Here is a 22,823-nt window from a genome sequence, read left to right on the forward strand (position 1 = left end):
CCCCGCCAGCCCCCCTCATTGGCCGATTCCGGACGTCTTCCCTGCGTCCCGCATCACCGCTTGACTCGACAAAAAATCCAGGTGACGGCGCGGAAACACAAAGTGAAGGGGAAGAGCGGGGCGGCGTGCCGAGGCGAACGCCTCGACACTACCCGCCCCGAACTGTTCGCACAGCCCCTCAGCGGCCGTTGAAGGCGGCTTTGCCGGGTCCCTGCTCGATGAAGCTGCGCATGCCGGTCTTCTGGTCCTCGGTGGCGAAGAGGCCGGAGAACTGGAGGCGCTCGATCTCCAGACCGGTGTCCAGGTCGGTCTCCAGACCCCTGTCGATCGCCTCCTTCGCGGCGCCCAGCGCGACGGCCGGGCCGTCCACGTACTTGGCGACCAGGGCGACGGCGGCCGAGTAGACCTCTTCGTCGGCCACGACCTCGTCGGCGAGACCGATCTCCTTGGCCTCGTCGGAGCGCACGTGGCGGCCGCTGAAGACCAGGTCCTTGGCCTTGGCCGGGCCCACCAGGCGCGGCAGGCGCTGGGTGCCGCCCGCGCCGGGGATGACGCCCAACTGGATCTCGGGCTGGCCGAGCTTGGCCTTGGTGCCCACGACCCGGAAGTCCGCGCACAGCGCCAGCTCGCAGCCGCCGCCCAGCGCGAAGCCGCTGATCGCCGCCACGACGGGCTTGGGGATACGGGCGACCGCGGTCAGCGCGTTCTGGAGCGCCCGCGAGTACTCCAGCATCTGGGCGTGGGTGAGGTCGGCCATCTCCTTGATGTCGGCCCCGGCCACGAACGCCCGTTCACCGCCGTAGAGAACGACGGCGCGCACGGCGGAGTCCGCCGACACGGTGGCCGCCGCCTCCGCGATCTCCTTGGTGACCTGGCCGTTCAGCGCGTTCAGCGCCTTGGGACGGTCCAGCCGGATGACGGCCACCGCCGGGTTCTCCGGGTCGGCCTCGACACGCACGAACTCGCCCACGTTGTACACCTTCTTCGCTTCGACATCAGTGTCCCCCGTTACCTATCACCCGGGTCAGCCGAACAGCAGCACCAGGGTCCCCAGCTGCGCGGAGACGGCGTAGGCGGTCACCAGCAGAGCGGCGGCGCCCGCGAGCAGGAGCGTGTCGGCCGTGCGCCAGCGGCTGTGCCGGGCGTGGCTGCGCCTTCCGGTGCCGAAGGCGCGCGCGTCCATCGCCGTGGCCAGCAGTGTTCCGGTCCGGATGGAGCGCACCAGCAGAGCGAACAGCCTTCCGAAGAACAGCGTGAGGATCCGTACCGGGTTCCGCCCGGCCTCCAGGCCCCGGGCCCGTCGGGCCAGCGTGATGGTCCGCCACTGGTCGGCGAGCAGCGGGATGAGCCGCAGCGCCGCGAGCACCCCCATGGCGGGGCGCTCGGGCACCCTGAGCTTCTGCACCAGGCCGTCGGACATCTCCGTGGGGTCGCTGCTGATGGCCGCGAGCAGCCCGGGCAGGGCTATGGCGAGCAGGCGCACTGTCGCACCCGCGGCTCCCTCCAGACCGTGTTCCCCGTACAGGTAGTTGACCGACCCGGTGGTGAGCCCCATCAGGAGGAAGGGACCGCACAGGACGAGTAGGGTGCGCCGGTCGACGCCGCTGAACGGCACGATCAGCAGGACGGCGAACAGAACCACGCCGCCCGTGACCGCGTCCACGGCCGGGACCAGTCCGAGTCCGATCAACATCGCGGCCAGCAGTTTGGCGGCCGGGTTCCGGCCCATGAGCCAGTAGCGGGCGCCACCGCCCTCGGGCACGTCCAGGGTCAGGGTGTCCCCGCCCGCAGTCCCCGCGGTCTTCAGTTCGGTGTTCTGAGCGGTCATGTGCCCGCCTCCCGGTCCGGTCCGTCGAGTGAGGGGGCGGCGGTGACGGTCGCCGGAGGGGCTGGCTCCTGCCGGGCTCGACCGTCGGCCACGCGCACGCGCACGTCGGTCAGATGGCGTTGGAGCAGCCCGTCGTGCGTGGCCATGACCACGGCCCGGCCTTCGGTCCGCAAGACCCCCAGCAACTCCACCAGTTCCGTCCAGGTCCGGGTGTCCTGGCCGAAGGTCGGTTCGTCCAGAACCAGCATGTCGGGTGCGTGCGCGGGGCCGGAGCTGAGCGCCGTCGCCACGGACAGGCGCCGTTTCTCGCCACCGGAGAGCGTGTACGGGTGCACTCCGGCGAGCTTGGTCAGTCGCAGGCGTTCCATCAGCTCGCCCACCCAGCGTTCCGTCTCGGCCTCGCCCATCCCGGCGCGCAGGGGTGCGAAGCGGAGTTCCTCGTGGACGGTGGTGGTGACGAACTGGTCCTCGGCGTGCTGGAAGACCGTACCCACGTGCCGGGCGAGCCTCCTCGCCGGCCAGCGAACGAGCGGGCGCCGATCCGCGTCCGCCAACCGCCCGCGCGGCAACACCTGACCCTGATGGGGTTTGACCAAACCGGCCAGCATCGTCAGGAGCGTGGACTTGCCCGCGCCGTTGGGTCCGGTCAGGGCGGTGGCGGTACCCGCCCCCAGGGCGACGTTCACCTCCTCGAGCACGGTGCGTCGGGGCGTGGCCCGCACACCCACTTGGAAGGGTGTGCGGGCCACGACGTCCACGGTCTCGGCCACGGGCGCCCCGCCAGGTGCGGGTGGGATTTCGGGTGCGGGCTCGTTCCCGGGGATCCACACACCTTGGTCGGCCAGGGAGCGACCGTGCTCGGCGAACACGGTGCGCGGTGCCCCGTCAGCGATCACCCCGCCGCCCGGTTCCACCACCACGACCCGGTCCACCAGGTCCACGACGTCGGCGACCCGGTGCTCGACCAGCACGAGGGTCGCCTCGGTCTCGGCCAGTAGCCGGGACAGCAGCACTCGAACGAGCTCGGCGCCGACGGGGTCGAGGTTGGCGGTGGGCTCGTCCAGCAACAGGAGACGCGGACGCATGGCCAACGCCCCCGCGATGACCAACCGCTGTTTCTCTCCGCCGGACAACGCCCCGGTGGAGTGGCGGAGGCCGTAGGGGAAGCCCACCTCGGACAGGGACCGCTCCACGCGGGGCCAGATCTGATCCGGGGCGACGCCCAGGTTCTCCAGCCCGAACGCCACGTCGTCTCCGGCGCGGGCCATCACCAATTGGGTCTCGGGGTCCTGACTGACCAGCCCGACCCCGCCCCGCCCCCGATGTGCGGGGCGACCGTCCACAAGCAGCGAACCTTCGTGGTCGCCGCTGATGGCGCCGTCCTCACCGGTGAGCCCGGCCAGGGAGTGCAGAAGGGTGGATTTGCCCGCGCCGGAGGCGCCGAGCAGCAGCACGCGCTGGCCGGGTTCGACGGTCAGGTCCACCCCGCGCAGCGCGTAGGTGTCCCGGCCCGAGTGCTTCCACCCCCAGCCGGAGAGCTCGACGCGTGCTCCTCGTGCGCTTGATTCGGCCATCGGTCAGCCCTTGGCCGACGGGAAGGGAGCGAGCGCGCCGGACTTGGCGAGCGCTGTGGTGAGCAATCGCGCGCCCACACCGGCGATGAGACCGGCGCTGATCACCACGATCACTCCGAAGATCAGCTGGTAGTGGAGCGGCCAGGTGACGTTGGTAACGATGTTGTTGCGCACAGCTGGGGAGAGCGCGGACACCGCGGCCGCGAGCACGGCCGCGCCCATGGTCCAGCGCTTGTAGGCGAAAGCGAGGAAGACCAGCTCGGCCAGGAGGCCCTGCATGGTGCCGGCCAGGATGACCTGCATCCCCCACTGCGTGCCCAGGATCGCCGACACGGAGGCAGCAGCGATCGAGGTGAGCAGAGCCGCACCGGGCTTACGGATGATCAGGCCTCCGAGCACGCCGGAGATGAGCCACATGCCGTAGATGACGGCATGGCCGGGCGGGAAGGCCACGAACAGCGGGTACGTGACCGACCAGACGAGGTTCCACAGCCAGAAGACGACGCCGATGGCGACACCGATCACGGCGGCCACGACGATGTCGACGGTGCGCCAGCTCCGGAACTTGGCGCGCACCTCCTGGATGAACCCGGTTGGCTCGGATCCGCTCGTAGCGCCGGTGCCGGGCCCGGCGCCGGGGTTGTTGTCTGTACTCATGTCGGTGATGTCCCTTCGTCGGGGGTGACGAGGGCCCATGCAGCCAAGAGCGTCAACGGGCGCATGTGAGGGCACGTGCACGGTGACGGGTTCCTATGACTTCCTTCGCTGGCATGACCCAGATCAGGTGTGTAAGGGTCTGCGGCGGGGTGCCGCACTCTCAGCGCTCACGCGCTCCCCTGTCGGTATCTCTCTATTATGCGTCACATAAGCGGGCCGTGGGATATTTCCCACCCACAGTCCTCACTTCCCAGTGTGGAGGTTCCCCCTAGCGGCGGTCCCGCTCCCGGTTTTCGCTTCGACGGTGGGGGGTCGGATTGCGCCGGGAGCAGGGTCGCCTAGGCGTCTGAGTCCGAATCGTCGTCGTCATCGTCGTCGTCGGACTTGGGCGGCTCGGCGTCCGGGTCGCCGAAGGCCCCCGGCGAACCCGCGAAGCCGTCCGACGGCAGCGGAGCGGTGGCGCCGCGCATGGTCTCCTGCCAGATCTGGCCGGGCAGTGTGCCGCCGTACACGATCCCGTAGTAACTGCCGCCGATGGTCACGCCTTGGAGCGGGTTCTGTTCGCCGCCGCGCACGTCGCCGACGGCCACCGCGGACGAGAGGTTGGGCGTGTACCCGACGAACCAGGCGTAGGCGGCGTTGTCGGTGGTCCCGGTCTTTCCGGCGACCGGACGGCTGAGGCCCAGGCCGTTGGCCGTACCGCCGTCGAAGGTCTGTTGCAGCAGGTGGTTGACGCCGTCTGCGGCGCTCTCCTCCACTGTCTGCTCGCACTCGGACTCGGTGCTGACTCGCTCATCCGTTCCGTCGTCGCTCACGGCGCGCACCGGGCGGGGCACGCAGTACACGCCCCGGGCGGCGAAGGTGGCGTGGGAGGCGGCCACGTTGAGCGGCGACACCTCCTGGTCGCCGAGGGTGAAGGAACTCCACACCCCGAGCTCCTCGCCGTCGGCCCGGTGCACACCGGCCTTCTCGGCCATCTCCGCGGTGGCGCACAGGCCCACGCGCCGCTGGAGCTGGGCGAAGTAGGTGTTCACCGAACCCTTGGTGGCGCTGATCATGTTGTGGCTGCCCTCGTCGCTCTCGCCGGCGTTGCGCACACTCCACGAGGACATCGTGCCGCCCTCGCAGTTGGACATGCCGCTGACCGACAGGCTCTTCGGCGAGTCGAAGCTGGTGCCGTACCCGAGGCCCTGGTCGAGGGCGGCGGCCAGCGTGTACGTCTTGAAGGTCGAGCCCGCTTGGAAGCCGGTGGAGCCGCCGTCGTCCTGGTCGACGGCGAGGTTGATCGAGGTGCTTCCGACCTGCTCGTCGTCGAAACCGTGGCGCAAGTTCTGCGCCAAGCCGCGTACGCGGCCGGTGCCCGGTTCGACCAGCGCCTGCGCGGCGAATTTGGTGGAGTCCTCGTAGGGGACACGGTTGTCGATGGCGTCCTGCGCGGAGTCCTGCGCGTCGGGGTCGAGCGTGGTCTGGACGGTGAAGCCGCCCTGGGAGATGCGCTGGTCGCGCTCGGAGGCGGTGTCGCCGAGCAGGTCCGAGCTCCGCAGCCAGTGCATGACGTAGTCGCAGAAGAACGGGTAGTCGCTCTCGGCGCAGCTACCCCCGCGCGAGGTGGCGTCGATACCCAGGTCCTCGTCCTGGTACTCGGCGGCCTCGTCGGCGTCGAGCATCTCGGTCGCGACCATCCGGTCCAGCACCAGGTCACGGCGTTCCAGCGCCTCCTCCGGGTTGTTGAGCGGGTCGTAGAAGGAGGGGCCGCGCACCAAGCCGGCCAGCAGGGCGGCCTGCCCGGGGTCCAGGTCGGCCGCGGACACGGAGAAGTACCGTTTGGCGGCGACCTCGATGCCGTGCGCGCCCGAGCCGAAGTAGGAGAGGTTCAGGTAGCCCTCCAGGATCTCGTCCTTGGTGAGGCGCTCCTCGATGTCGATGGCGTAGCGCAGCTCGACGAGCTTGCGGCTCAGGGTCCGCGAACTGGCCTCCTCCAGCTCCTCTTCGTTCTCAGCGCTCTCGATGAGGAGGTTCTTCACGTACTGCTGGGTGATGGTCGAGCCGCCCTGCAGGTCGCCCTGGGCAGTGCGCAGCGCGGCGCGGGTCACACCGCGCAGGTCCAGGCCGCTGTGCTCGTAGAAGCGGTCGTCCTCGATCGCCATCAGGGCCGAGGTCACCCACGGGCTGATGTCGTCGAGCCCGACCACCTCGCGTTCCCGTTCGGCGACCTCGCCGAAGGGCTCTCCGGCGTCGTCGGTGAGGAGGATCCGGGACGAGGGGTGGGGGACGTCGAGGTCGCCGGGAAGGTCCATGAACCCGGCGGCCGCGTCCCTGGAGACCACCCCGAGCCCGCCCGCCCACGGCATGATCAGGGCGGCTGTCAGGAGCCCGGCGAGCACGCTCAACCCCGACAGGCGCAGGAGCGTACCGCCCCGCCCCTTCAGCAGGTCACTCCTGAGGAGTTCCTGTGCCTTCCCAGTGAACAGACCACCCTGGTTCGACTCCGTCACGTCGCCCCCCTACGGCCGTGTGCTGCCCGCCTGCCAGGCAGGACGGACACTGCGTCGACCACCTTCCCAAGGGCCGCGCAAAGGGAAGTCCGCCATAACGGGCGTGTCACCGAAAAGCTTCCTCAATCCCCGGCAAAGCCCTCAGATCAACCATGTGGCGTGATCACTCGCACATCAGACGAAAACGACCACCCTTTTCCTCGACATCAAGACGAGTCGACCAACAAATCCGGGAGCAGCACAGAGCAGGCCGACCGAAGATGGGGCGAATGGTTCTTAGGAGACTCACCGGACGCAAGGGGATGTCCGGAATACGATCCCGCGACCACCGGGTGCATTCGGTCATCCCTACCCACCCCGAAGCCCGGGGCAACATCCGGGATTAATTTTCTGACTTGTCATGACGGAGAACCGGAAAACAACCACAGGGGCGCCTGAATCAGGTGGTTTCTCGTGCCCGCTTTGCGAGGTTTGACAGGGCGAAACCGGGCAAATACCAGGTCCTGGCGCTGACGACCAGTGTGATGAGGATCATATAAATAATCCGGCCCCAACACACCGCCAAACCCCACTAGAGGGCAGACGATAGACAGCGGAGGGCACCGAAGCGGCAATCCGGACAGTTTCTGATCCAGCACTTCGTTAACTCCGTCTTGCGCTAGATGAACTTCCGGTTATCTCCACTCTTCGATACCCGTGCGCCATCAGCACGCCATCAAAACACCATCCACACATCACCTCATATCGCCCGAAATACGACAATTACGGTGTAGCCAGTGATCGGACGCCTGCCCATCCTCGAAATCTCTCCAGACAACAACCTGGGCCCGGTGAAAGCCGTTCCCGGAGAACGCTTCACCGTGGGCGCGACGGTGATCCGGGAGGGCCACGACTCCCTCGCCGCCGGCGTTGTGGTCCACTCCCCCGACGGCCGTCGCCAGGCGCTCGTCCCCATGCGTGAGAAAGCACCCGGGACCGACCGCTACGAGGCCGAGATCAGCCTCCCCGCCGAGGGGAACTGGTCGTTCTCCGTCGAGTCCTGGACCGACCCGCTCACCACCTGGCTCCGCGCCGCCCGCGTGAAGCTCCCTCTGGACACCGACACCGAACTCGTGCTGGAGGAGGGCGCGCGCCTGCTGGCGCGGGCAGGCCGCCGCACCCCCCGGGTCCCCGCCCTCACCAGGGCCGCGAAGACGCTGCGCGACACCTCCCTGCCGCCGATGGAGCGCTTCGGGACCGCCGTCACCGCCGACGTGCTCGCCGAGATGGAGCGCAGGCCGCTACGCGAGCTCGTGACCAAGTCCAAGCGCACCAAGGTCGTCGTCCACCGCGAACGGGCGCTCTTCGGCTCCTGGTACGAGTTCTTCCCCCGCTCCGAGGGCGCACAGGTCGACACCGTGCCCGGCCAGGAGGTCTCCGGCACCTTCGCGACCGCCGCCAAACGCCTCCCGGCCATCGCCGACATGGGCTTCGACGTGGTCTACCTGCCCCCGATCCACCCCGTCGGGAAGGCCCACCGCAAGGGCCGGAACAACACCCTCCAAGCGCAGGACGGAGATCCGGGGTCCGTGTGGGCGATCGGTTCGGCCGACGGCGGCCACGACGCCGTCCACCCGGACCTGGGCACCCTCGCCGACTTCGACGCGTTCGTCACCGAGGCGCAAGAGCACGGCCTCGAGATCGCCCTCGATCTGGCGCTCCAGTGCTCACCCGACCACCCCTGGGTGGCCCAGCACCCCGAGTGGTTCAGCAAGCGGGCCGACGGCTCCATCGCCTACGCCGAGAACCCGCCCAAGAAGTACCAGGACATCTATCCGCTCTGCTTCGACCACGACTTCGAGGGCCTCTACGCCGAGTGCCTGCGCGTGGTGCGGCACTGGATCGACCACGGCGTCCGGATCTTCCGCGTCGACAACCCGCACACCAAACCGGTCGCCTTCTGGGAGCGGCTGCTCGCCGACGTCGCCAAGCGCGACCCGGACGTGCTCTTCCTCGCCGAGGCCTTCACCCGCCCCGCGATGATGCGCACCCTCGCCAAGGTCGGCTTCCACCAGTCGTACACCTACTTCACCTGGCGCAACGGCAAGGACGAGCTCACCGACTACCTCACCGAGCTGAGCCGGGAAACCGCCCACTACCTGCGCCCGAACTTCTTCGCCAACACCCCGGACATCCTCAACGCCTACCTCCAGGAGGGCGGTCGGCCCGCCTTCGAGGCGCGCGCCGTACTCGCGTCGTTGCTCTCGCCCACCTGGGGGATCTACGCGGGCTTCGAGCTGTGCGAGAACACCCCCGCCGCCCCGGGAAGCGAGGAGTACCTGAACTCGGAGAAGTTCGAGTACAAGCCCCGCGACTGGGCGGCGGCCGACGCCTCGGGCGACACCATCGCCCCGCTGATCACCAGGCTGAACGAGCTGCGCCGGGCCCACCCGGCCCTGCGCGAGCTGCGCAACCTGCGCTTCCACCACGTGGACCGGCCCGATCTGCTCTGTTTCTCCAAGTACCGCCCCGGCGCCGCCGGTGAGCCCGACGACGCCGTGATCGCCGTCGTCAACCTCGACCCGCACCACGCCCGCGAGGCCACGGTGCACCTCGATCTGCCGTCCATCGGCCGCACGTGGGAGGAGGACCTCAGGGTGACCGACGAGCTGACCGGCCGCACCTACACCTGGCGGGCGGACAACTACGTCCGCCTCGACCCGGCGACCGGACCCGCGCACGTGTTCACCGTCAACGGCAGATGACGCACCGGGAAGGGCGGGCACCGCACGGCCGTCGTGCCACCGCCCCTCCCCAGGCCCTGTTGATCCGACGTCGAACATTCTTGGTGGGGAGCAGTAGATGAGCAACGACGAGCCCGGCCCCGGTGCCCAGGAGCACACGGAACACGGTCCGCTCGCCCCAGCCACCGGGGCCGCCACCGGCCCGCTCATGTCCTCAGGTGGTACCAGTGACCCCCACTGGTTCAAGCACGCCGTCTTCTACGAGGTACTCGCCCGGGGCTTCTTCGACTCCAACGGCGACGGCACCGGCGACCTCGCCGGGCTGGTACAGAAACTGGACTACCTCCAGTGGCTCGGTATCGACTGCGTCTGGCTGCTGCCGATGTACGAGTCACCGCTGCGCGACGGCGGATACGACATCTCGGACTACTTCAAGATCCTGCCGGAGTTCGGCAACACCGCCGACTTCGTGGAGCTCCTGGACGAGGCGCACCGCCGCGGCATCCGCGTCATCACCGACCTGGTCATGAACCACACGAGCGACCAGCACCCGTGGTTCAAGGCCTCCCGCGAGGACCCGGACGGACCGTACGGCGACTTCTACGTCTGGTCGGACACCGACGACCGGTACGAGGAGGCGCGGATCATCTTCGTCGATACGGAGACCTCCAACTGGTCCTACGACGAGGTGCGCGGCCAGTACTACTGGCACCGGTTCTTCTCCCACCAGCCGGACCTCAACTTCGAGAACCCCGCGGTCCAGGAGGCGATCCTGGGGGTCCTGCGCTACTGGCTCGACCTGGGCATCGACGGATTCCGGCTGGACGCCGTGCCGTACCTGTACGAGCGCGAGGGCACCAACTGCGAGAACCTCAAGGAGACCCACGAGTTCCTCAAGCGGGTCCGTGCCGAGGTGGACCGCCTGTACCCGGACCGGGTGCTGTTGAGCGAGGCCAACCAGTGGCCGTCGGAGGTCGTCGACTACTTCGGCGACTTCGAGTCCGGCGGCGACGAGTGCCACATGAACTTCCACTTCCCGCTGATGCCGCGCATGTTCATGGCGGTCCGGCAGGAGCAGCGCTTCCCGATCTCGGAGGTCCTCGCCCAGACACCGGAGATCCCGCGCAACTGCCAGTGGGCGATCTTCCTGCGCAACCACGACGAGCTGACCTTGGAGATGGTCACCGACGAGGAGCGCGACTACATGTACGCGGAGTACGCCAAGGAACCACGTATGCGCGCGAACGTGGGGATTCGGCGGCGGCTCGCACCCCTTCTGGACAATGACCGAAACCAGATCGAGCTCTTCAACGCGCTCCTGCTGTCGCTCCCGGGCTCGCCGGTCCTCTACTACGGCGACGAGATCGGCATGGGCGACAACATCTGGCTGGGCGACCGGGACGCTGTGCGCACCCCCATGCAGTGGAACTCGGACCGCAACGCCGGGTTCTCCCGCGGCGACCCCGCCCGCCTGTACCTCCCGCTGATTCTGGACCCCGTCTACGGCTACCAGGCACTCAACGTGGAGGCCCAGCGCGACAACCCGGGGTCGCTGCTGAACTGGACGCGCCGGATGATCCAGATCCGCAAGCGCCACCCCGTGTTCGGTACCGGCGCGTTCGCCGAACTCAACGCGACCAACCCGAGCGTGCTGGCGTTTATCCGGGAACACGGCGACGACCGCATGCTGTGCGTCAACAACCTGTCCAGGTTCCCGCAGCCCGTGGAGCTGGACCTGGCCCGCTACGCCGGTGTGAGTCCGGTGGAGTGCGTGGGCGGGGTGCGCTTCCCGGAGATCGGTGAACTCCCGTACCTGCTCACGCTGCCGGGGCACGGCTTCTACTGGTTCCAGCTGCCGCCGGAGCAGGAACCCGGACAGCGCTCCCAGGGTTCCGACGGCCGTGCGGGCCACGGCGCCCATGAGGGACTGCCCACCTACGGACTGCCCGAAGCCGGGGTCCGTACCCGTGACGCCTTCGACACCGGCCACCGGCACCCGGAACCCACGACGTCCGGCACCCCGTCCCGGGGTGGTGGCGAGAAGGGATACAGGCCTCTCTGACATGTCGCAGCTCGAAGAACTCTTGGCCGTCTGGCTTCCCCGGCAGCGGTGGTTCTCCGGCAAGGGGATCCCGATCCGCCAGGTCCGGATCGAGAGCAGGTACACCTTGGTCTCGGCCGGTCCCGGCGGACCCGACCTGAACGTTCTCGTCATCCAGGCCGGACAGCGCGGCCTCAGCTCCCGCTACCAAGTACTGCTCGGATCACGGCCGCCCCGGTCGCTGCCGCCGAACCTGGCCCGCGACGCCATCGGGGTGTGCCAGGTGGCGGGCGGGCGGCCCCGGGTGGTGTACGACGCCGCCCACGACCCGCAGCTCACGGCGCTACTGCTGGAACGGTTCACCGCCCAGCAGGACACGGGGCGGCGCGGCCGGGTGCGGTTCCGCACGCTGCCGGACACCACCGTCACCCCCTGCGGTCCCGGGAAGATGCTCACCGGCGAGCAGTCCAACACCTCGTTGGTCTACGGGCGCGACTACGTCCTCAAGACCTTCCGTAGGCTCTGGCCCGGCCGCAACCCGGACCTGGAACTGAACATGGCGCTTTCGGGCTCCCCGTACGTGGCGCGCCCGTGCGGGTGGATCGAGGCCGACCTGTCCGGCCACTCGGCCCCGACCACCTTGGCGCTCCTCCAGACCTTCGTCCCGGACGCCACGGACGGGTGGGTCCTCGCCACGGCGAACGTGCGCACCCTGCTGGACGGGGCGGAGGCCGATTTCAGTGAGGAGGCCGCCCGGCTCGGCCGGACCACCGCCGAGGTGCACAGCTCGCTGGCCCGTGCGCTGCCCACCGACGTCCTGTCGCCGGCCTCTGCGGCGGAACTGGCAGATGCCATGGTGGAACGCCTTGCCATGGCCAGTGCGGAAGTCCCCGAACTGGCCGAACACGCGCCCCGGGTGATGGAGGCCTACGCCGACTTCGCCCGGGTGGACGAACCGCTGCCGATCCAGCGCATACACGGCGACTACCACCTGGGACAGGTCATCAGGCCCGAGTCCGGGTGGGTACTGCTCGACTTCGAGGGCGAGCCCACGGTCCCGGTACGCGATCGCCAGCGCCTGTCCAGCCCGCTGCGGGACGTGGCCGGGATGCTGCGCTCCTTCGACTACGCCGCCGGCTACCTGCTGGTCGGGGAGCCGGAGGATCCGGAGCTGTCGTGGGCCGCGCGGGCCTGGGCTCGGCGCAACCGGGAGGCGTTCTGCCGCGGTTACGCCGACGGCGGCGGCGCCGATCCGGAGAAGCACCTGACCGTGCTGCGGGCCTTCGAGTTCGACAAGGCCGTCTACGAGGTCCTGTACGAGGCCCGCAACCGGCCGGACTGGCTGCGCGTGCCGCTGGAGTCCATCGCCACAGCCGCCACAGGGACCTCAGCGGGCCCGGCAGTTTCATCGGGCGCAGCGGTTTCTTCAGGCACCGTCCCGCCCGCACCCGGCTGAGTCACCCGGCGGCCGCCGTTCGCGCACGGCGGCCGCCCGTACCTGTCGCCCGCGCTTCCAGCCGCCGCACCGCTCTCCCCGCCACCCGACCACCACAATCCATCACGGAGTCACATTGTCACCGCGTCAGAGCGACACATCCGCGCAAACCGAAGCGGCGAGCGCCGAAGCGACCGCGAAACCAGCGGCGGAGAAGCCGGTGCGGGAGAAGACCGCCACCAAGAAGGCGCCCGCGGAGCAGGCGAAGCAGAAGGCACCCGCGAAGAAGGCGCCCGCGAAGAAGGCCAAGGGGCAGGCCGCCGCCAAGTCAACGGCGAAGCCCGCTGCGAAACGCACCAGGGCCACGGCCCGGCTCTCCACCGAACTGACCGCCGAGCTCGACCGGGTAGTGGACGGCTGGCACCACGACCCGCACTCCGTCCTCGGCCTGCACGGCCGCGACCTGCGCGTCCTCCGCCCCGGTGCCATCGAGGTACACGCTGTACTTCCGGACGGCAGCCGGGTCGCACTCCCCCACCGCCACCGGGGTGTGTTCGCCGCCCGGCTCGCGAAGAAGGCCGACGACTACCGGATCGCGGTCCGCTACGAGGAGGACGGCCCCGAGCTGGCCGGGGCCGACGCCTACCGGGCCGCACCCACCCTGGGCGAGCTGGACCTGCACCTCATCGGAGAGGGCCGCCATGAGGAGCTGTGGCGTGTCCTCGGCGCCCACGTGTCCGCGGCCGACAGCCCCATGGGGGAGGTTTCGGGTACGGGCTTCACCGTCTGGGCACCGGACGCGCGCGGGGTACGGGTGGTCGGCGACTTCAACTTCTGGAGCGGGACCGCGCACCCGATGCGCAGCCTCGGTTCCAGCGGAGTGTGGGAGCTGTTCGTGCCCGGCCTGGGCGACGGCGACCTGTACAAGTTCCAGATCCTCGGCGCCGACGGGCGCTGGCGGGACAAGGCCGACCCGATGGCGCGGCGCACCCAGGTGCCCCCGGCCACGGCGTCGGTGGTCACCGTGTCCGAGCACGTGTGGTCGGACGAGGAGTGGATGGCCGAGCGCAAGGGCACGGAGCCGCACCGCGCACCGATGAGCGTGTACGAGGTGCACCTGGGTTCCTGGCGGCCCGGCCTGAGTTACCGGGAGCTGTCCGAGCAGCTGGTGGAGTACGTCAGCGACATGGGCTTCACGCACGTGGAGCTCCTGCCGGTGGCCGGCCACCCCTTCGACGGTTCCTGGGGTTACCAGGTCACGTCCTACTACGCGCCCACGCCGCGGTTCGGCACCCCGGACGAGTTCCGGTACCTGGTGGACGCGCTGCACCGGGCCGGGATCGGAGTGTTCCTCGACTGGGTCCCGGCGCACTTCCCGAAGGACGAGTGGGCCCTGGCCCGGTTCGACGGCACCGCGCTGTACGAGCACCCGGACCCCCGCCGAGGTGAGCACCCGGACTGGGGGACGCTCATCTTCAACTACGGGCGCACCGAGGTGCGGAACTTCCTGGTCGCCAACGCCCTGTACTGGTTCGAGGAGTTCCACATCGACGGTCTCCGGGTGGACGCCGTCGCTTCGATGATCTACCTCGACTACTCGAGGGACTCGGGGCAGTGGGAGCCGAACATGTTCGGCGGCCGGGAGAACCTGGAGGCGATCGACTTCCTCAAGGAGCTCAACACCACGGTGTACCGCCGCAACCCGAACGTGGCGATGATCGCCGAGGAGTCCACGGCGTACACGGGTGTGACCACACCCGTCGACCTGGGCGGGCTCGGTTTCGGGCTCAAGTGGAACATGGGGTGGATGCACGACTCCCTGGAGTACGTGAAGAAGGAGCCGGTCCACCGCGAGTACCACCACAACGACATCACGTTCTCGATGGTCTACGCGTACAGCGAGAACTACGTGCTTCCGCTGTCCCACGACGAGGTGGTGCACGGCAAGGGGGCGCTGTTCAACAAGCCGCCGGGTGACGAGTGGCAGCGCGCGGCGACCCTGCGGGCGCTGCTGTCGTTCATGTGGTCGCATCCGGGGAAGCAGCTGCTGTTCATGGGCGCGGAGATCGCGCAGGGCGACGAGTGGTCGCACGAGGCCGGGGTGCCGTGGTGGCTGCTGCAGTTCGACCACCACGCCGGAACGCAGCGGCTCGTCAAGGCGCTCAACGACAGCTACCGGCCGCGCCAGGCGCTGTGGTCCTTGGACACCGATCCCGCCGGTTTCCGCTGGCTGGACGGCGGTGACTACCAGGGCAACACCCTGAGCTACCTGCGGCACGGGGAGGACGGTTCGGTGCTCGCCTGCGCGGTGAACTTCTCCCCGGTGCCGAGGCCGGGCTGGCGCATCGGCCTGCCGTACGAGGGCCGGTGGACGGCGGTGCTCAACTCGGATGAGCCGCGCTTCGGCGGTTCAGGGTACGAGGCGCCCTCCGTTGTCAAGGCGGAGGAGTCGGAGTGGCACGGCCAGCCGTACTCGGCGGAGATCACCCTGCCCCCGCTCGGTGCGGTCTGGTTCGAACCGCAGCGATAGCCGCCTTGTGGAAGTAGGACCGTCGTCAAGCGGGCCCCTGGAGCTCCTGTCTCCGGGGCCCGCGGGCTGTTCGTCCGCTTCATCCCGGACACACCGTGTCCGCGGGCTGCGGGTGCGGACCGTCGGGGGCGTGCGCCGTCCGCCCCGCCGCACTCGTTAGCCTGTGGCTCTCACTCTGGGAGGAGCACCGACGTGGACACCGACACCAGCGCCCGCGACTGCTACTACGAGCGCATCGACGAGCACCGCTTCAAGCCCACCGTGCACACCGGCGGCGCGTGGGCCCCCGACGAGCAGCACTTCAGCCCGTTGGGCGGTCTGATCACGCACGCCATCGAGCGCCATGCGGCCTCGGAGAAGAACCCCGGCATGGTGCTCGGCCGGATCAGCTTCGACATCCTGGGGCGGCTGGGCATGGAGGAGTGCGAGGTCCGGGTGGAGACGGTCCGGCCGGGCCGCACCATCCAATTGGTCGAGGCCACCGTGCTCATCGCGGGCCGCACGGCGGTACGTGCCCGTGCCTGGTACCTCGCCACCTGGGACACCGGCGCGGTGGCGGGCGGCGCACCGGCACCCCTCACCCCTCCCGAAGAGCTCTCCCCGTGGGAGATGGGCCTGGTGTGGCCGGGCGGCTACATCGACTCCCTCGAAGTGCGCCCGCTCGGGGAACCCCGGCCGGGCCGTGCCAGCGCCTGGATCCGCAGTCCGCTCGACCTGGTCGCCGGGGAGACCACCGGTCCGGCGGCCGCCTTCATCAGGTACGTGGACACTGCCAACGGCATCGCCGTGCGCGAGTCGCCCACCGAGTGGATGTTCCCCAACCTGGATCTGACCGTCCACCTGTACCGCCAGCCCGAGGGCGGCTGGACCGGCCTGGACACCACTGTCACGTTCGGTGCCAACGGGCAAGGGCTGACCGACTCCGTTCTGCACGATGTGACCGGGCCGGTCGGCACGGCCCAGCAGATCCTCACCGTCCGCCCGGCGCCGACGAGCGGCTGATGCCGGGCGGCCAGCAAGCCCGCTGACCGGGCAGGGTTGCGCAGGACCGGACGCCGAGCAGCGCCTCATCGATGTCATGGACTCCAGGGCAAGGGGGAAAAAGATCCCCACACCATGACCCGAACGGGTTAGAGTGCGGCTATGCAGCAGTCGCGCACCGTCGCCATGATGAGCCGGATGATGATGTCATCCGGCCTTCACTGCGTGCGCTGAACCCCTGTCCGCGGAAGGCCCCAAAGGGTCTTCCCAGGCAGGTGGCCCGGCGGGGCCGGAGAGGCCCGCCCATCAGCCGCTACTACGTCACCACCGCCATTCCGTACGTCAACGGCGCCCCGCACATCGGCCACGCCCTGGAACTGGTCCAGGCCGACGCCCTCGCCCGGCACCGGCGGCAGCGCGGGGACGAGGTCCGCGCCCAGACCGGCAGCGACGACAACGCCCTCAAGAACGTGCTCAGCGCACGCGCCGAAGGGGTCAGCACCCCCGAATACGTCGACCGGGTCTCCCGTCGCTTCCTCGACCTCGCCGGGCCGCTGAGCCTGTCGTTCGACGACTCGGTCCGCACCGCCTTCGACCCGCGCCACCGGCCCGGCGTCGAACAGCTCTGGAAGACCTGTGCCGAGCGCGGCGACCTCTACCTCCGGAGCTACACGGGCCGGTACTGCACCGGGTGCGAACAGTTCTACTCGCCCGCCGAGCTGCACGACGGGCTGTGTCCGGAGCACCGCACCGCCCCCGAGGAGGTGTCCGAGGAGAACTGGTTCTTCCGGCTCAGCAGGTACCAGGAGCGGCTGCACGCGCTCGTCAGCTCCGGTGAGCTGCTCGTCGAACCAGACTTCCGCAGGCGGGAGGTGCTCGCCTTCATCGAGTCGGGGCTGGAGGACTTCACCGTCTCCCGCAGCACCGACCTGGCGCGCTGGCTGGGGCATCCCGGTACCCGGCGACCCGGGGCAGGTCGTCTACGTCTGGTACGACGCACTCGCCAACTACATCACCGGCCCGGGGTACGGCACCGACCCCGCCGGTTTCGACCACTGGTGGACCGGCGCCGATGAGCGCGTGCACGTCATCGGCAAGGGGATCCTCCGGTTCCACGCCGTGTACTGGCCCGCGATGCTGCTGTCCGCCGGGATCCGGCCGCCCAGCACCGTCCTCGTACACGAGTACCTGACCGCCGGCGGGGAGAAGATCAGCAAGTCCGCTGGCAACGCGGCAGACCCCGCAGAGATCGCCGACCGGTTCGGCACCGACGCGCTGCGCTGGTGGCTGCTGCGCGACGTGGGACGCTCCGGCGACACCGACTACACCGAACCCCGCCTGGTCACCCGGCACGACGAGGACCTGGCCGACAACATCGGCAACCTGGTGAACCGGACCGTCGCCATGGTGCACCGCTACCGTTCCGGAGCGGTGCCATCCGCGCCACAAGGAGGTGGCATCCAAGCACCGGCCCGGGCCCGGGCCGAACAGCGGCTGGCCGCGGCCCTGCACGCCTTCGACCTGCGAGCGGCGACCGGCGCTGTCGTCGAGCTCGCCGACGAGGGAAACCGGTACGTGGAGGAGCGGGCCCCGTGGACCCTCGCCCGCGCCGAGCGGAAGGAGGGAGCGGGCCCGGAGGTCCTGGACGGTGTCCTGGCCGAACTGGTCGCGACCTGCCGGACGCTGGCCCGGCTGTTGGAGCCCTTCGTCCCCGACGCCTCCGCACGCCTGACCGCCCAGGTCAACGGAGACGGCAGCGAAAGCGAGGGCTCCGGGGACGACCGTCTCCCAGCACCGATCCCGGCCGTCCGTAAACTCGGACCCGCCCAGCAGAAGGCCTGAACGTCCCTTGGACCGGCCTCGCGCGCGGTTTCCCCGAGGTTCGGTCCTCCACGGGCTCAGCCCTGGCGCTTGTGCCAGTCGGTCAGGCGCTGGACCGCCTCGTCGAGGACCTCGTCCTGCTTGCAGAAGGCGAAGCGCAGCAGGTGCCGCCCCTCCTCCTCGTGGTCGTAGAACACCTTGGCGGGCACCGCGGCCACCCCCGCTTCCGCGGGCAGGGCGCGGGCGACGTCCTCGCAGTCCAGGTACCCCAGCGGCCGGATGTCGGCCATCAGGAAGTAGGTCCCCTCGCACAGGTTCACGTCGAACCCGGCGGCTGTCAGGCCCTCCGCGAGCCGGTCGCGCTTGCCCTGGAGTGAGCGGCACTGTTCCCGGACCCACTCCTCCTCGTGGTCGAGCGCGTCAGCGATCGCCAGCTGGAGGGCGCCGTTCGCGGAGAAGGTGAGGAACTGGTTGACCGTACGCACGGCCTTGACCAGTGGTTCGGGGCCGGTGACCCAACCGGTCTTCCACGCGGTCACGGCGAAGGTCTTGCCCACCGAGGAGATCGACAGCGTCCGGTCCCGCATGCCCGGCAGCGTCGCCAACGGCACGTGCGGGCGGCCGTCGAAGGTGAGGAACTCGTACACCTCGTCGGTGACCGCGATCAGGTCGTGCTCGCGGCACACCTGGGCGATCTCCTCCAGTTCGGCGGCGGTGAACACCGCACCGGTGGGGTTGTGCGGGGTGTTCACCATGATCAGCCTGGTGCGCGGCGTGACGGCGGCGCGCAGTTCGGCCGGGTCGAAGGTGAAGCGGCCGCTCGACGGATCGCTGCGCAGCGCCACTGAACGGCGCACACCGCCGGCCAGGGAGATCATGGCAGCGTAGGAGTCGTACATCGGCTCGAAGACGACCACCTCGTCCCCGCGCTCCACGAAGGCCAGAAGTGACGCGGCGATCCCGGCGGTCGCGCCGACGGTCACGTACACCTCGGTCTCCGGGTCGAAGTCCAGCCCGTAGTGGCGGGCACGGTACCGGCTCACCGCTTGGCGCAGCTCGGGGCGTCCCGGTCCGGGCGGGTACTGGTTCACCCCCTCCATGATGTGCCGGGTCGCGCCCTCGAGGAGGGAACGGGGCCCGTCGGTGTCGGGGAAACCCTGCCCCAGGTTGACGGACTCGGTCTCGACGGCCAGGCGCGTCATCTCGGCGAAGATCGTCTCGCCGTACTCGCGCATTCGTTCGATCAGCGGTTCATCCACCCGACGAGCGTATCGACCTGGGCCCGTCGTTGACATCCCCCGCCCCCGGACACGGCGAAGGCCCCCGGTCTCGTGGCGTCCAGCCGATCGCTGGGTGCCACGAGGCCGAGGGCCTGCCGAACCCCTTAGGGGAGGAGGAGGCTCAGCACGATCCAGACCACGGGGCCCGCGATAAGGAGCGAGTCCAAGCGGTCCATCAGCCCGCCGTGGCCCGGCATGAACCGGCCCATGTCCTTGACCCCCAGGTCGCGCTTGAAGAGCGACTCGATGAGGTCGCCGACCGTCGCGGCCAGAACGACGGCCAGGCCCAGGACCACGCCGACCCACCAAGGGCCGTCCAGCAGCAGGGTCACGCACAGCGCGCCCGCGACGGCACAGGCCACCACGGAGCCGCCGAAGCCCTCCCAGGTCTTGTTCGGGCTGATCACCGGCGTCATCTTGTGCCGGCCCAGCAGGATCCCGGCGAAGTAACCGCCGATGTCGCTGGAGATCGTCACCACGATGAACACGACGAGCCGGTACTGGCCGTCCTCGGGGTGCGCGATAAGCAGCATCCACGTGGCCAGCAGGAACGGCAGGTACACGAGGGTGAACAGGTTCGCCGACGCGTCGGCGACGAACCCCTCCGCCCCGCCGCGCAACCGCCAGACCAGGCAGACGATCGCGGTGAGGGCGGTGATGCCCAACAACCACTCCGCGCCCCCGAAATAGGCTCCGGCCTGCATCGCCACGCCGCCCACGGCCAACGGGACCACGGCGAGGGTCGTGCCCTTGCCGCTGAAGGCGCGGTTGAGCTCGCGGAGCCCGATCAGCACACCCAGGGACGTGATGATCGTGAACAGCTGTGGCCAGGGGAAGACCGAGAAGAAGACGAGGGCGCCCAGAACGCACCCGCTGGCGATGGCTACCGGGAGGTTGCGTCCGGTCTTGACCGGCTCACCCCCGGGCTTGTGCAGCACGAAGCGCTGACCGGCCGCCGTGTCCGGATCGGCGGTGTCCGCCCCGGACGGAGGGCTGTCGTCGGGTCTGTGCTCCGGCGAGTGGTCATCGCCTCCGGAGCCGTTGGAAGGATTGGTCACCGGCTAAACCTCGAGAAGATCCGATTCCTTGTGCTTCAACAGCTCATCGATGGCGGCGACGTACTTCTGGGACATCTCGTCGAGCTCGGTCTGGGCGCGGTGCGCCTCGTCCTCACCGAGGTCACCGGCCTTGACGGCCTTCTCGAAGCTGTCCTTGGCGCGACGGCGCACGTTCCGGATCGACACCTTGGCGTCCTCGGCCTTGGTGCGGGCGACCTTCACGTACTCCTTGCGGCGCTCCTCGGACAGGTCCGGGAAGACCACGCGGATGACCTGGCCGTCGTCGGAGGGGTTCACACCCAGGTCGCTGTTGCGGATCGCGTTGATGATCTCGGTACGCGCGCTGACGTCGAAGGGGGAGATGACGACCATCCGCGGCTCGGGCACCGAGAAGGAGGCCAACTGGTTGAGCGGCGTGCGCGAACCGTAGTACTCGACGGTGATCTTGTTGAAGGTAGCCGGGGTGGGACGGCCGGTTCGGATCGTCGCGAAGTCCTCCTTCGCCACGGTCACGGCCTTCTCCATCTTCTCGTCGGCCTCAAGGAGGGTTTCTTCGATCATTGTGGGCGCTCCCGGATTCTCGGCTGGGTGTTCGTGGCTTTGTGGCTCGGCCTGGCCCTCCGCCGGTTAGGCGGAGCTCGGACCGACGATGGTGCCGATCTTCTCACCGCGGACGGCGCGCAGGATGTTGCCCTGGCTCATGAGGTCGAAGACGACGATGGGCAGCCCGTTGTCCATGCAGAGGCTGACGGCCGTGGCGTCCATGACCTTGAGGCCGCGGGTGAGGACCTCGTTGTAGTTGAGCTTGTCGAACTTGACCGCGTCCGGGTTGCGCTGCGGGTCGGCGTCGTAGACACCGTCGACCTGGGTGCCCTTGAGGACCGCCTGCGCGCCGATCTCCAGCGCGCGCTGGGCGGCGGTGGTGTCGGTCGAGAAGAAAGGCGCGCCCAGACCGGCACCGAAGATGACGACGCGGCCCTTCTCCAGGTGTCGGACGGCCCGGCGCGGAATGTAGGCCTCGGCGACCTGGCTCATGTGGATCGCGGTCTGCACGCGCGTGTCCACGCCAAGGCGCTCCAGGAAGTCCTGGAGGGCGAGGCAGTTGATGACGGTGCCGAGCATCCCCATGTAGTCGGCGCGGCCGCGCTCGATCCCGCCTTCGGTGAGCTGCGCGCCGCGGAACATGTTGCCGCCGCCGACGACGACGGCGACCTCGATGCCCTCGGAGACCGCTTCGGCGATCGACTCGCCCAGGTACTGGATGACCTCGGGCTCGATCCCGAGACCGCCGTCGCCCGCGAACGCCTCCCCCGAGAGCTTGAGCATGACACGTTTCCAACCGGAATCGTGCATGGCGGGTCCGGTGGTCATGGCTTCGTTCTCCGACACGGCCTGCGGCCTCCCTTGTTGTCCCCGAGTGGCACAGGGTCCCCCGAGTGCTCCTGCTGTGGGCAGTCGGGGACACGCTGCCGCCCGAACCCGCCCATATCCACCGAAGGTGCCGGGGAGAGAAGTCTCCCCGGCACCTCCATCATGTCAAAGTCCTAGGCCTGGCCGACCTTGAAGCGGACGAAGCGCTTGACGTTCACGCCGGCCGCGTCGACGACCTTCTGGACCGTCTGCTTGTTGTCCTTCACAAACGGCTGCCCGAGGAGGGTCACTTCCTTGAAGTAACCGTTGAGGCGGCCCTCCACGATCTTGGGGATCGCCTGCTCGGGCTTGCCCTCGCCGCGGGTGGTCTCCTCGGCGATGCGGCGCTCGTTGGCGACCACGTCCTCGGGGACCTCGTCCTTGCTGACGTACTTGGGCGCCAGGGCGGCGATCTGCTGGGCGAGGTCCTTGCCGACCTCTTCGTTGACCTGGTCGAGCTCGACCAGGACGCCCATGCTCGGGGGCAGGTCCGGGTCGGACTTGTGCAGGTAGGAGGCGACGTAGGCGCCCTCGAACTTGGCGATCCGACCGAGCTCGAGCTTCTCGCCGATGATGGCGCTCTTGCCCTCGATGAAGGCCTGGAGGCTCTTGCCCGACTCGATCTCGGCGGCGGCGACGACGGCGAGGTCGTCGCTGTCCTGCGCGGCGACGAAGTCGGCGACCTGGTTGGCCAGCTCGATGAACTGCTCGTTCTTGGCGACGAAGTCGGTCTCGCAGCGGAGCTCGACGAGGGTGGCCTTGCCCTCGCCCTCCTTCTTGAGGACGACCATGCCCTGGGCGGCGGTGCGGTCCGCGCGCTTGTCGACGGACTTGGCGCCCTTGATCCGCAGGGCCTCAACGGCCTTGTCGTAGTCGCCGTCGGCCTCGTTCAGGGCCTTCTTGCAGTCCATCATGCCGGCGCCAGTCGCGTCGCGCAGCTTCTTGACGTCCGCGGCGGTGAAGTTCGCCATGACTGTTCTCGGATTCCCT

17 protein-coding genes, 1 pseudogene and 1 riboswitch are annotated in these 22,823 nt (G+C 69.2%); of the genes and pseudogenes, 8 read left to right on the forward strand and 10 right to left on the reverse strand.

Going from position 1 to position 22,823, the window contains the following annotated elements:
• Positions 1–178: 178 nt before the first annotated feature.
• The 5 genes from ACYVDG_RS24970 to ACYVDG_RS24990 all read right to left on the reverse strand — a co-directional run bounded on the left by ACYVDG_RS24970 (position 179) and on the right by ACYVDG_RS24990 (position 6,554).
• Positions 179–979, reverse strand: a complete 801-nt coding sequence (locus tag ACYVDG_RS24970; RefSeq protein WP_460758417.1) for an enoyl-CoA hydratase/isomerase family protein — start codon at positions 977–979, stop codon at positions 179–181.
• 45 nt (positions 980–1,024) lie between these two features.
• The gene (locus ACYVDG_RS24975) at positions 1,025–1,828 is read right to left on the reverse strand and encodes an energy-coupling factor transporter transmembrane component T family protein (protein ID WP_460758420.1); all 804 of its coding nucleotides are present in this window, start codon (positions 1,826–1,828) and stop codon (positions 1,025–1,027) included.
• A complete protein-coding gene (locus ACYVDG_RS24980; protein WP_460758423.1) occupies positions 1,825–3,402 on the reverse strand; it encodes an ABC transporter ATP-binding protein in 1,578 nt (525 codons plus the stop codon). Before ACYVDG_RS24980 ends, ACYVDG_RS24975 begins: the two co-directional genes overlap by 4 nt.
• A gap of 3 nt (positions 3,403–3,405) precedes the next feature.
• Positions 3,406–4,059 carry an ECF transporter S component gene (locus tag ACYVDG_RS24985; protein ID WP_460758426.1) on the reverse strand — a complete coding sequence of 218 codons (654 nt, stop codon included), beginning with the start codon at positions 4,057–4,059 and terminating at the stop codon, positions 3,406–3,408.
• An 83-nt stretch (positions 4,060–4,142) separates the two neighbouring features.
• A riboswitch (TPP riboswitch) is annotated at positions 4,143–4,250 on the reverse strand.
• A gap of 147 nt (positions 4,251–4,397) precedes the next feature.
• Positions 4,398–6,554, reverse strand: coding sequence for a transglycosylase domain-containing protein (locus ACYVDG_RS24990; protein WP_460758429.1), 2,157 nt, complete (start codon positions 6,552–6,554; stop codon positions 4,398–4,400).
• A gap of 776 nt (positions 6,555–7,330) precedes the next feature.
• Between ACYVDG_RS24990 and ACYVDG_RS24995 the strand changes: the two genes are divergently transcribed.
• The 8 genes and pseudogenes from ACYVDG_RS24995 to ACYVDG_RS25030 all read left to right on the forward strand — a co-directional run bounded on the left by ACYVDG_RS24995 (position 7,331) and on the right by ACYVDG_RS25030 (position 18,106).
• On the forward strand, positions 7,331–9,298 hold the full coding sequence (locus ACYVDG_RS24995; RefSeq protein ID WP_460758432.1) for an alpha-1,4-glucan--maltose-1-phosphate maltosyltransferase: 1,968 nt from the start codon (positions 7,331–7,333) through the stop codon (positions 9,296–9,298).
• Positions 9,299–9,395: 97 nt separating this feature from the next.
• Positions 9,396–11,339, forward strand: a complete 1,944-nt coding sequence (treS, locus tag ACYVDG_RS25000) for a maltose alpha-D-glucosyltransferase (protein ID WP_460758434.1) — start codon at positions 9,396–9,398, stop codon at positions 11,337–11,339.
• A gap of 1 nt (position 11,340) precedes the next feature.
• Positions 11,341–12,774, forward strand: coding sequence for a maltokinase N-terminal cap-like domain-containing protein (locus tag ACYVDG_RS25005; protein WP_460758437.1), 1,434 nt, complete (start codon positions 11,341–11,343; stop codon positions 12,772–12,774).
• Between the two features lie 388 nt (positions 12,775–13,162).
• Positions 13,163–15,283 (forward strand): 1,4-alpha-glucan branching protein GlgB, encoded by a 2,121-nt coding sequence (glgB, locus tag ACYVDG_RS25010; protein ID WP_460758484.1) that lies wholly within the window; start codon positions 13,163–13,165, stop codon positions 15,281–15,283.
• A 192-nt stretch (positions 15,284–15,475) separates the two neighbouring features.
• Positions 15,476–16,285: a thioesterase family protein gene (locus tag ACYVDG_RS25015; RefSeq protein WP_460758440.1), complete on the forward strand. Its 810-nt coding sequence runs from the start codon at positions 15,476–15,478 to the stop codon at positions 16,283–16,285.
• 71 nt (positions 16,286–16,356) lie between these two features.
• Positions 16,357–17,340, forward strand: a complete 984-nt coding sequence (locus tag ACYVDG_RS25020; protein WP_460758442.1) for a class I tRNA ligase family protein — start codon at positions 16,357–16,359, stop codon at positions 17,338–17,340.
• A pseudogene (locus tag ACYVDG_RS25025) lies at positions 17,258–17,602 on the forward strand (class I tRNA ligase family protein); the annotation flags it as partial. The gene ACYVDG_RS25020 and the pseudogene ACYVDG_RS25025, both read left to right, overlap by 83 nt.
• A 36-nt stretch (positions 17,603–17,638) precedes the next feature.
• Complete coding sequence (locus ACYVDG_RS25030) at positions 17,639–18,106, forward strand: hypothetical protein (protein ID WP_460758487.1); 468 nt, start codon at positions 17,639–17,641, stop codon at positions 18,104–18,106.
• A gap of 56 nt (positions 18,107–18,162) precedes the next feature.
• Here the strand turns inward: ACYVDG_RS25030 and ACYVDG_RS25035 are convergent, their stop codons facing one another.
• The 5 genes from ACYVDG_RS25035 to tsf form a co-directional block, all read right to left on the reverse strand.
• Entirely contained in the window at positions 18,163–19,344 is a 1,182-nt protein-coding gene (locus ACYVDG_RS25035; protein ID WP_460758446.1) for a pyridoxal phosphate-dependent aminotransferase, read from the reverse strand.
• A 125-nt stretch (positions 19,345–19,469) separates the two neighbouring features.
• Positions 19,470–20,423, reverse strand: coding sequence for a phosphatidate cytidylyltransferase (locus ACYVDG_RS25040; RefSeq protein WP_460758448.1), 954 nt, complete (start codon positions 20,421–20,423; stop codon positions 19,470–19,472).
• Positions 20,424–20,426: 3 nt separating this feature from the next.
• Positions 20,427–20,984, reverse strand: a complete 558-nt coding sequence (gene frr, locus ACYVDG_RS25045) for a ribosome recycling factor (protein ID WP_460758450.1) — start codon at positions 20,982–20,984, stop codon at positions 20,427–20,429.
• A 66-nt stretch (positions 20,985–21,050) separates the two neighbouring features.
• Positions 21,051–21,794 (reverse strand): UMP kinase, encoded by a 744-nt coding sequence (gene pyrH / locus ACYVDG_RS25050; RefSeq protein WP_460758489.1) that lies wholly within the window; start codon positions 21,792–21,794, stop codon positions 21,051–21,053.
• A 173-nt stretch (positions 21,795–21,967) separates the two neighbouring features.
• The gene (gene tsf, locus ACYVDG_RS25055; protein ID WP_460758452.1) at positions 21,968–22,804 is read right to left on the reverse strand and encodes a translation elongation factor Ts; all 837 of its coding nucleotides are present in this window, start codon (positions 22,802–22,804) and stop codon (positions 21,968–21,970) included.
• Between the last annotated feature and the right edge of the window lie 19 nt (positions 22,805–22,823).

It is taken from the genome of Nocardiopsis oceani (assembly GCF_054777395.1).

Bases quoted from the DNA above. Each gene is read 5' to 3' on its own strand.
- tsf (WP_460758452.1), bottom strand. From the start codon at position 22,804: ATGGCGAACTTCACCGCCGCGGACGTCAAGAAGCTGCGCGACGCGACT.
- ACYVDG_RS24980 (WP_460758423.1), bottom strand. From the start codon at position 3,402: ATGGCCGAATCAAGCGCACGAGGAGCACGCGTCGAGCTCTCCGGCTGG.
- ACYVDG_RS24975 (WP_460758420.1), bottom strand. From the start codon at position 1,828: ATGACCGCTCAGAACACCGAACTGAAGACCGCGGGGACTGCGGGCGGG.
- frr (WP_460758450.1), bottom strand. From the start codon at position 20,984: ATGATCGAAGAAACCCTCCTTGAGGCCGACGAGAAGATGGAGAAGGCC.
- pyrH (WP_460758489.1), bottom strand. From the start codon at position 21,794: ATGACCACCGGACCCGCCATGCACGATTCCGGTTGGAAACGTGTCATG.
- treS (WP_460758434.1), top strand. From the start codon at position 9,396: ATGAGCAACGACGAGCCCGGCCCCGGTGCCCAGGAGCACACGGAACAC.
- ACYVDG_RS24985 (WP_460758426.1), bottom strand. From the start codon at position 4,059: ATGAGTACAGACAACAACCCCGGCGCCGGGCCCGGCACCGGCGCTACG.
- ACYVDG_RS25005 (WP_460758437.1), top strand. From the start codon at position 11,341: ATGTCGCAGCTCGAAGAACTCTTGGCCGTCTGGCTTCCCCGGCAGCGG.
- ACYVDG_RS25020 (WP_460758442.1), top strand. From the start codon at position 16,357: ATGTCATGGACTCCAGGGCAAGGGGGAAAAAGATCCCCACACCATGAC.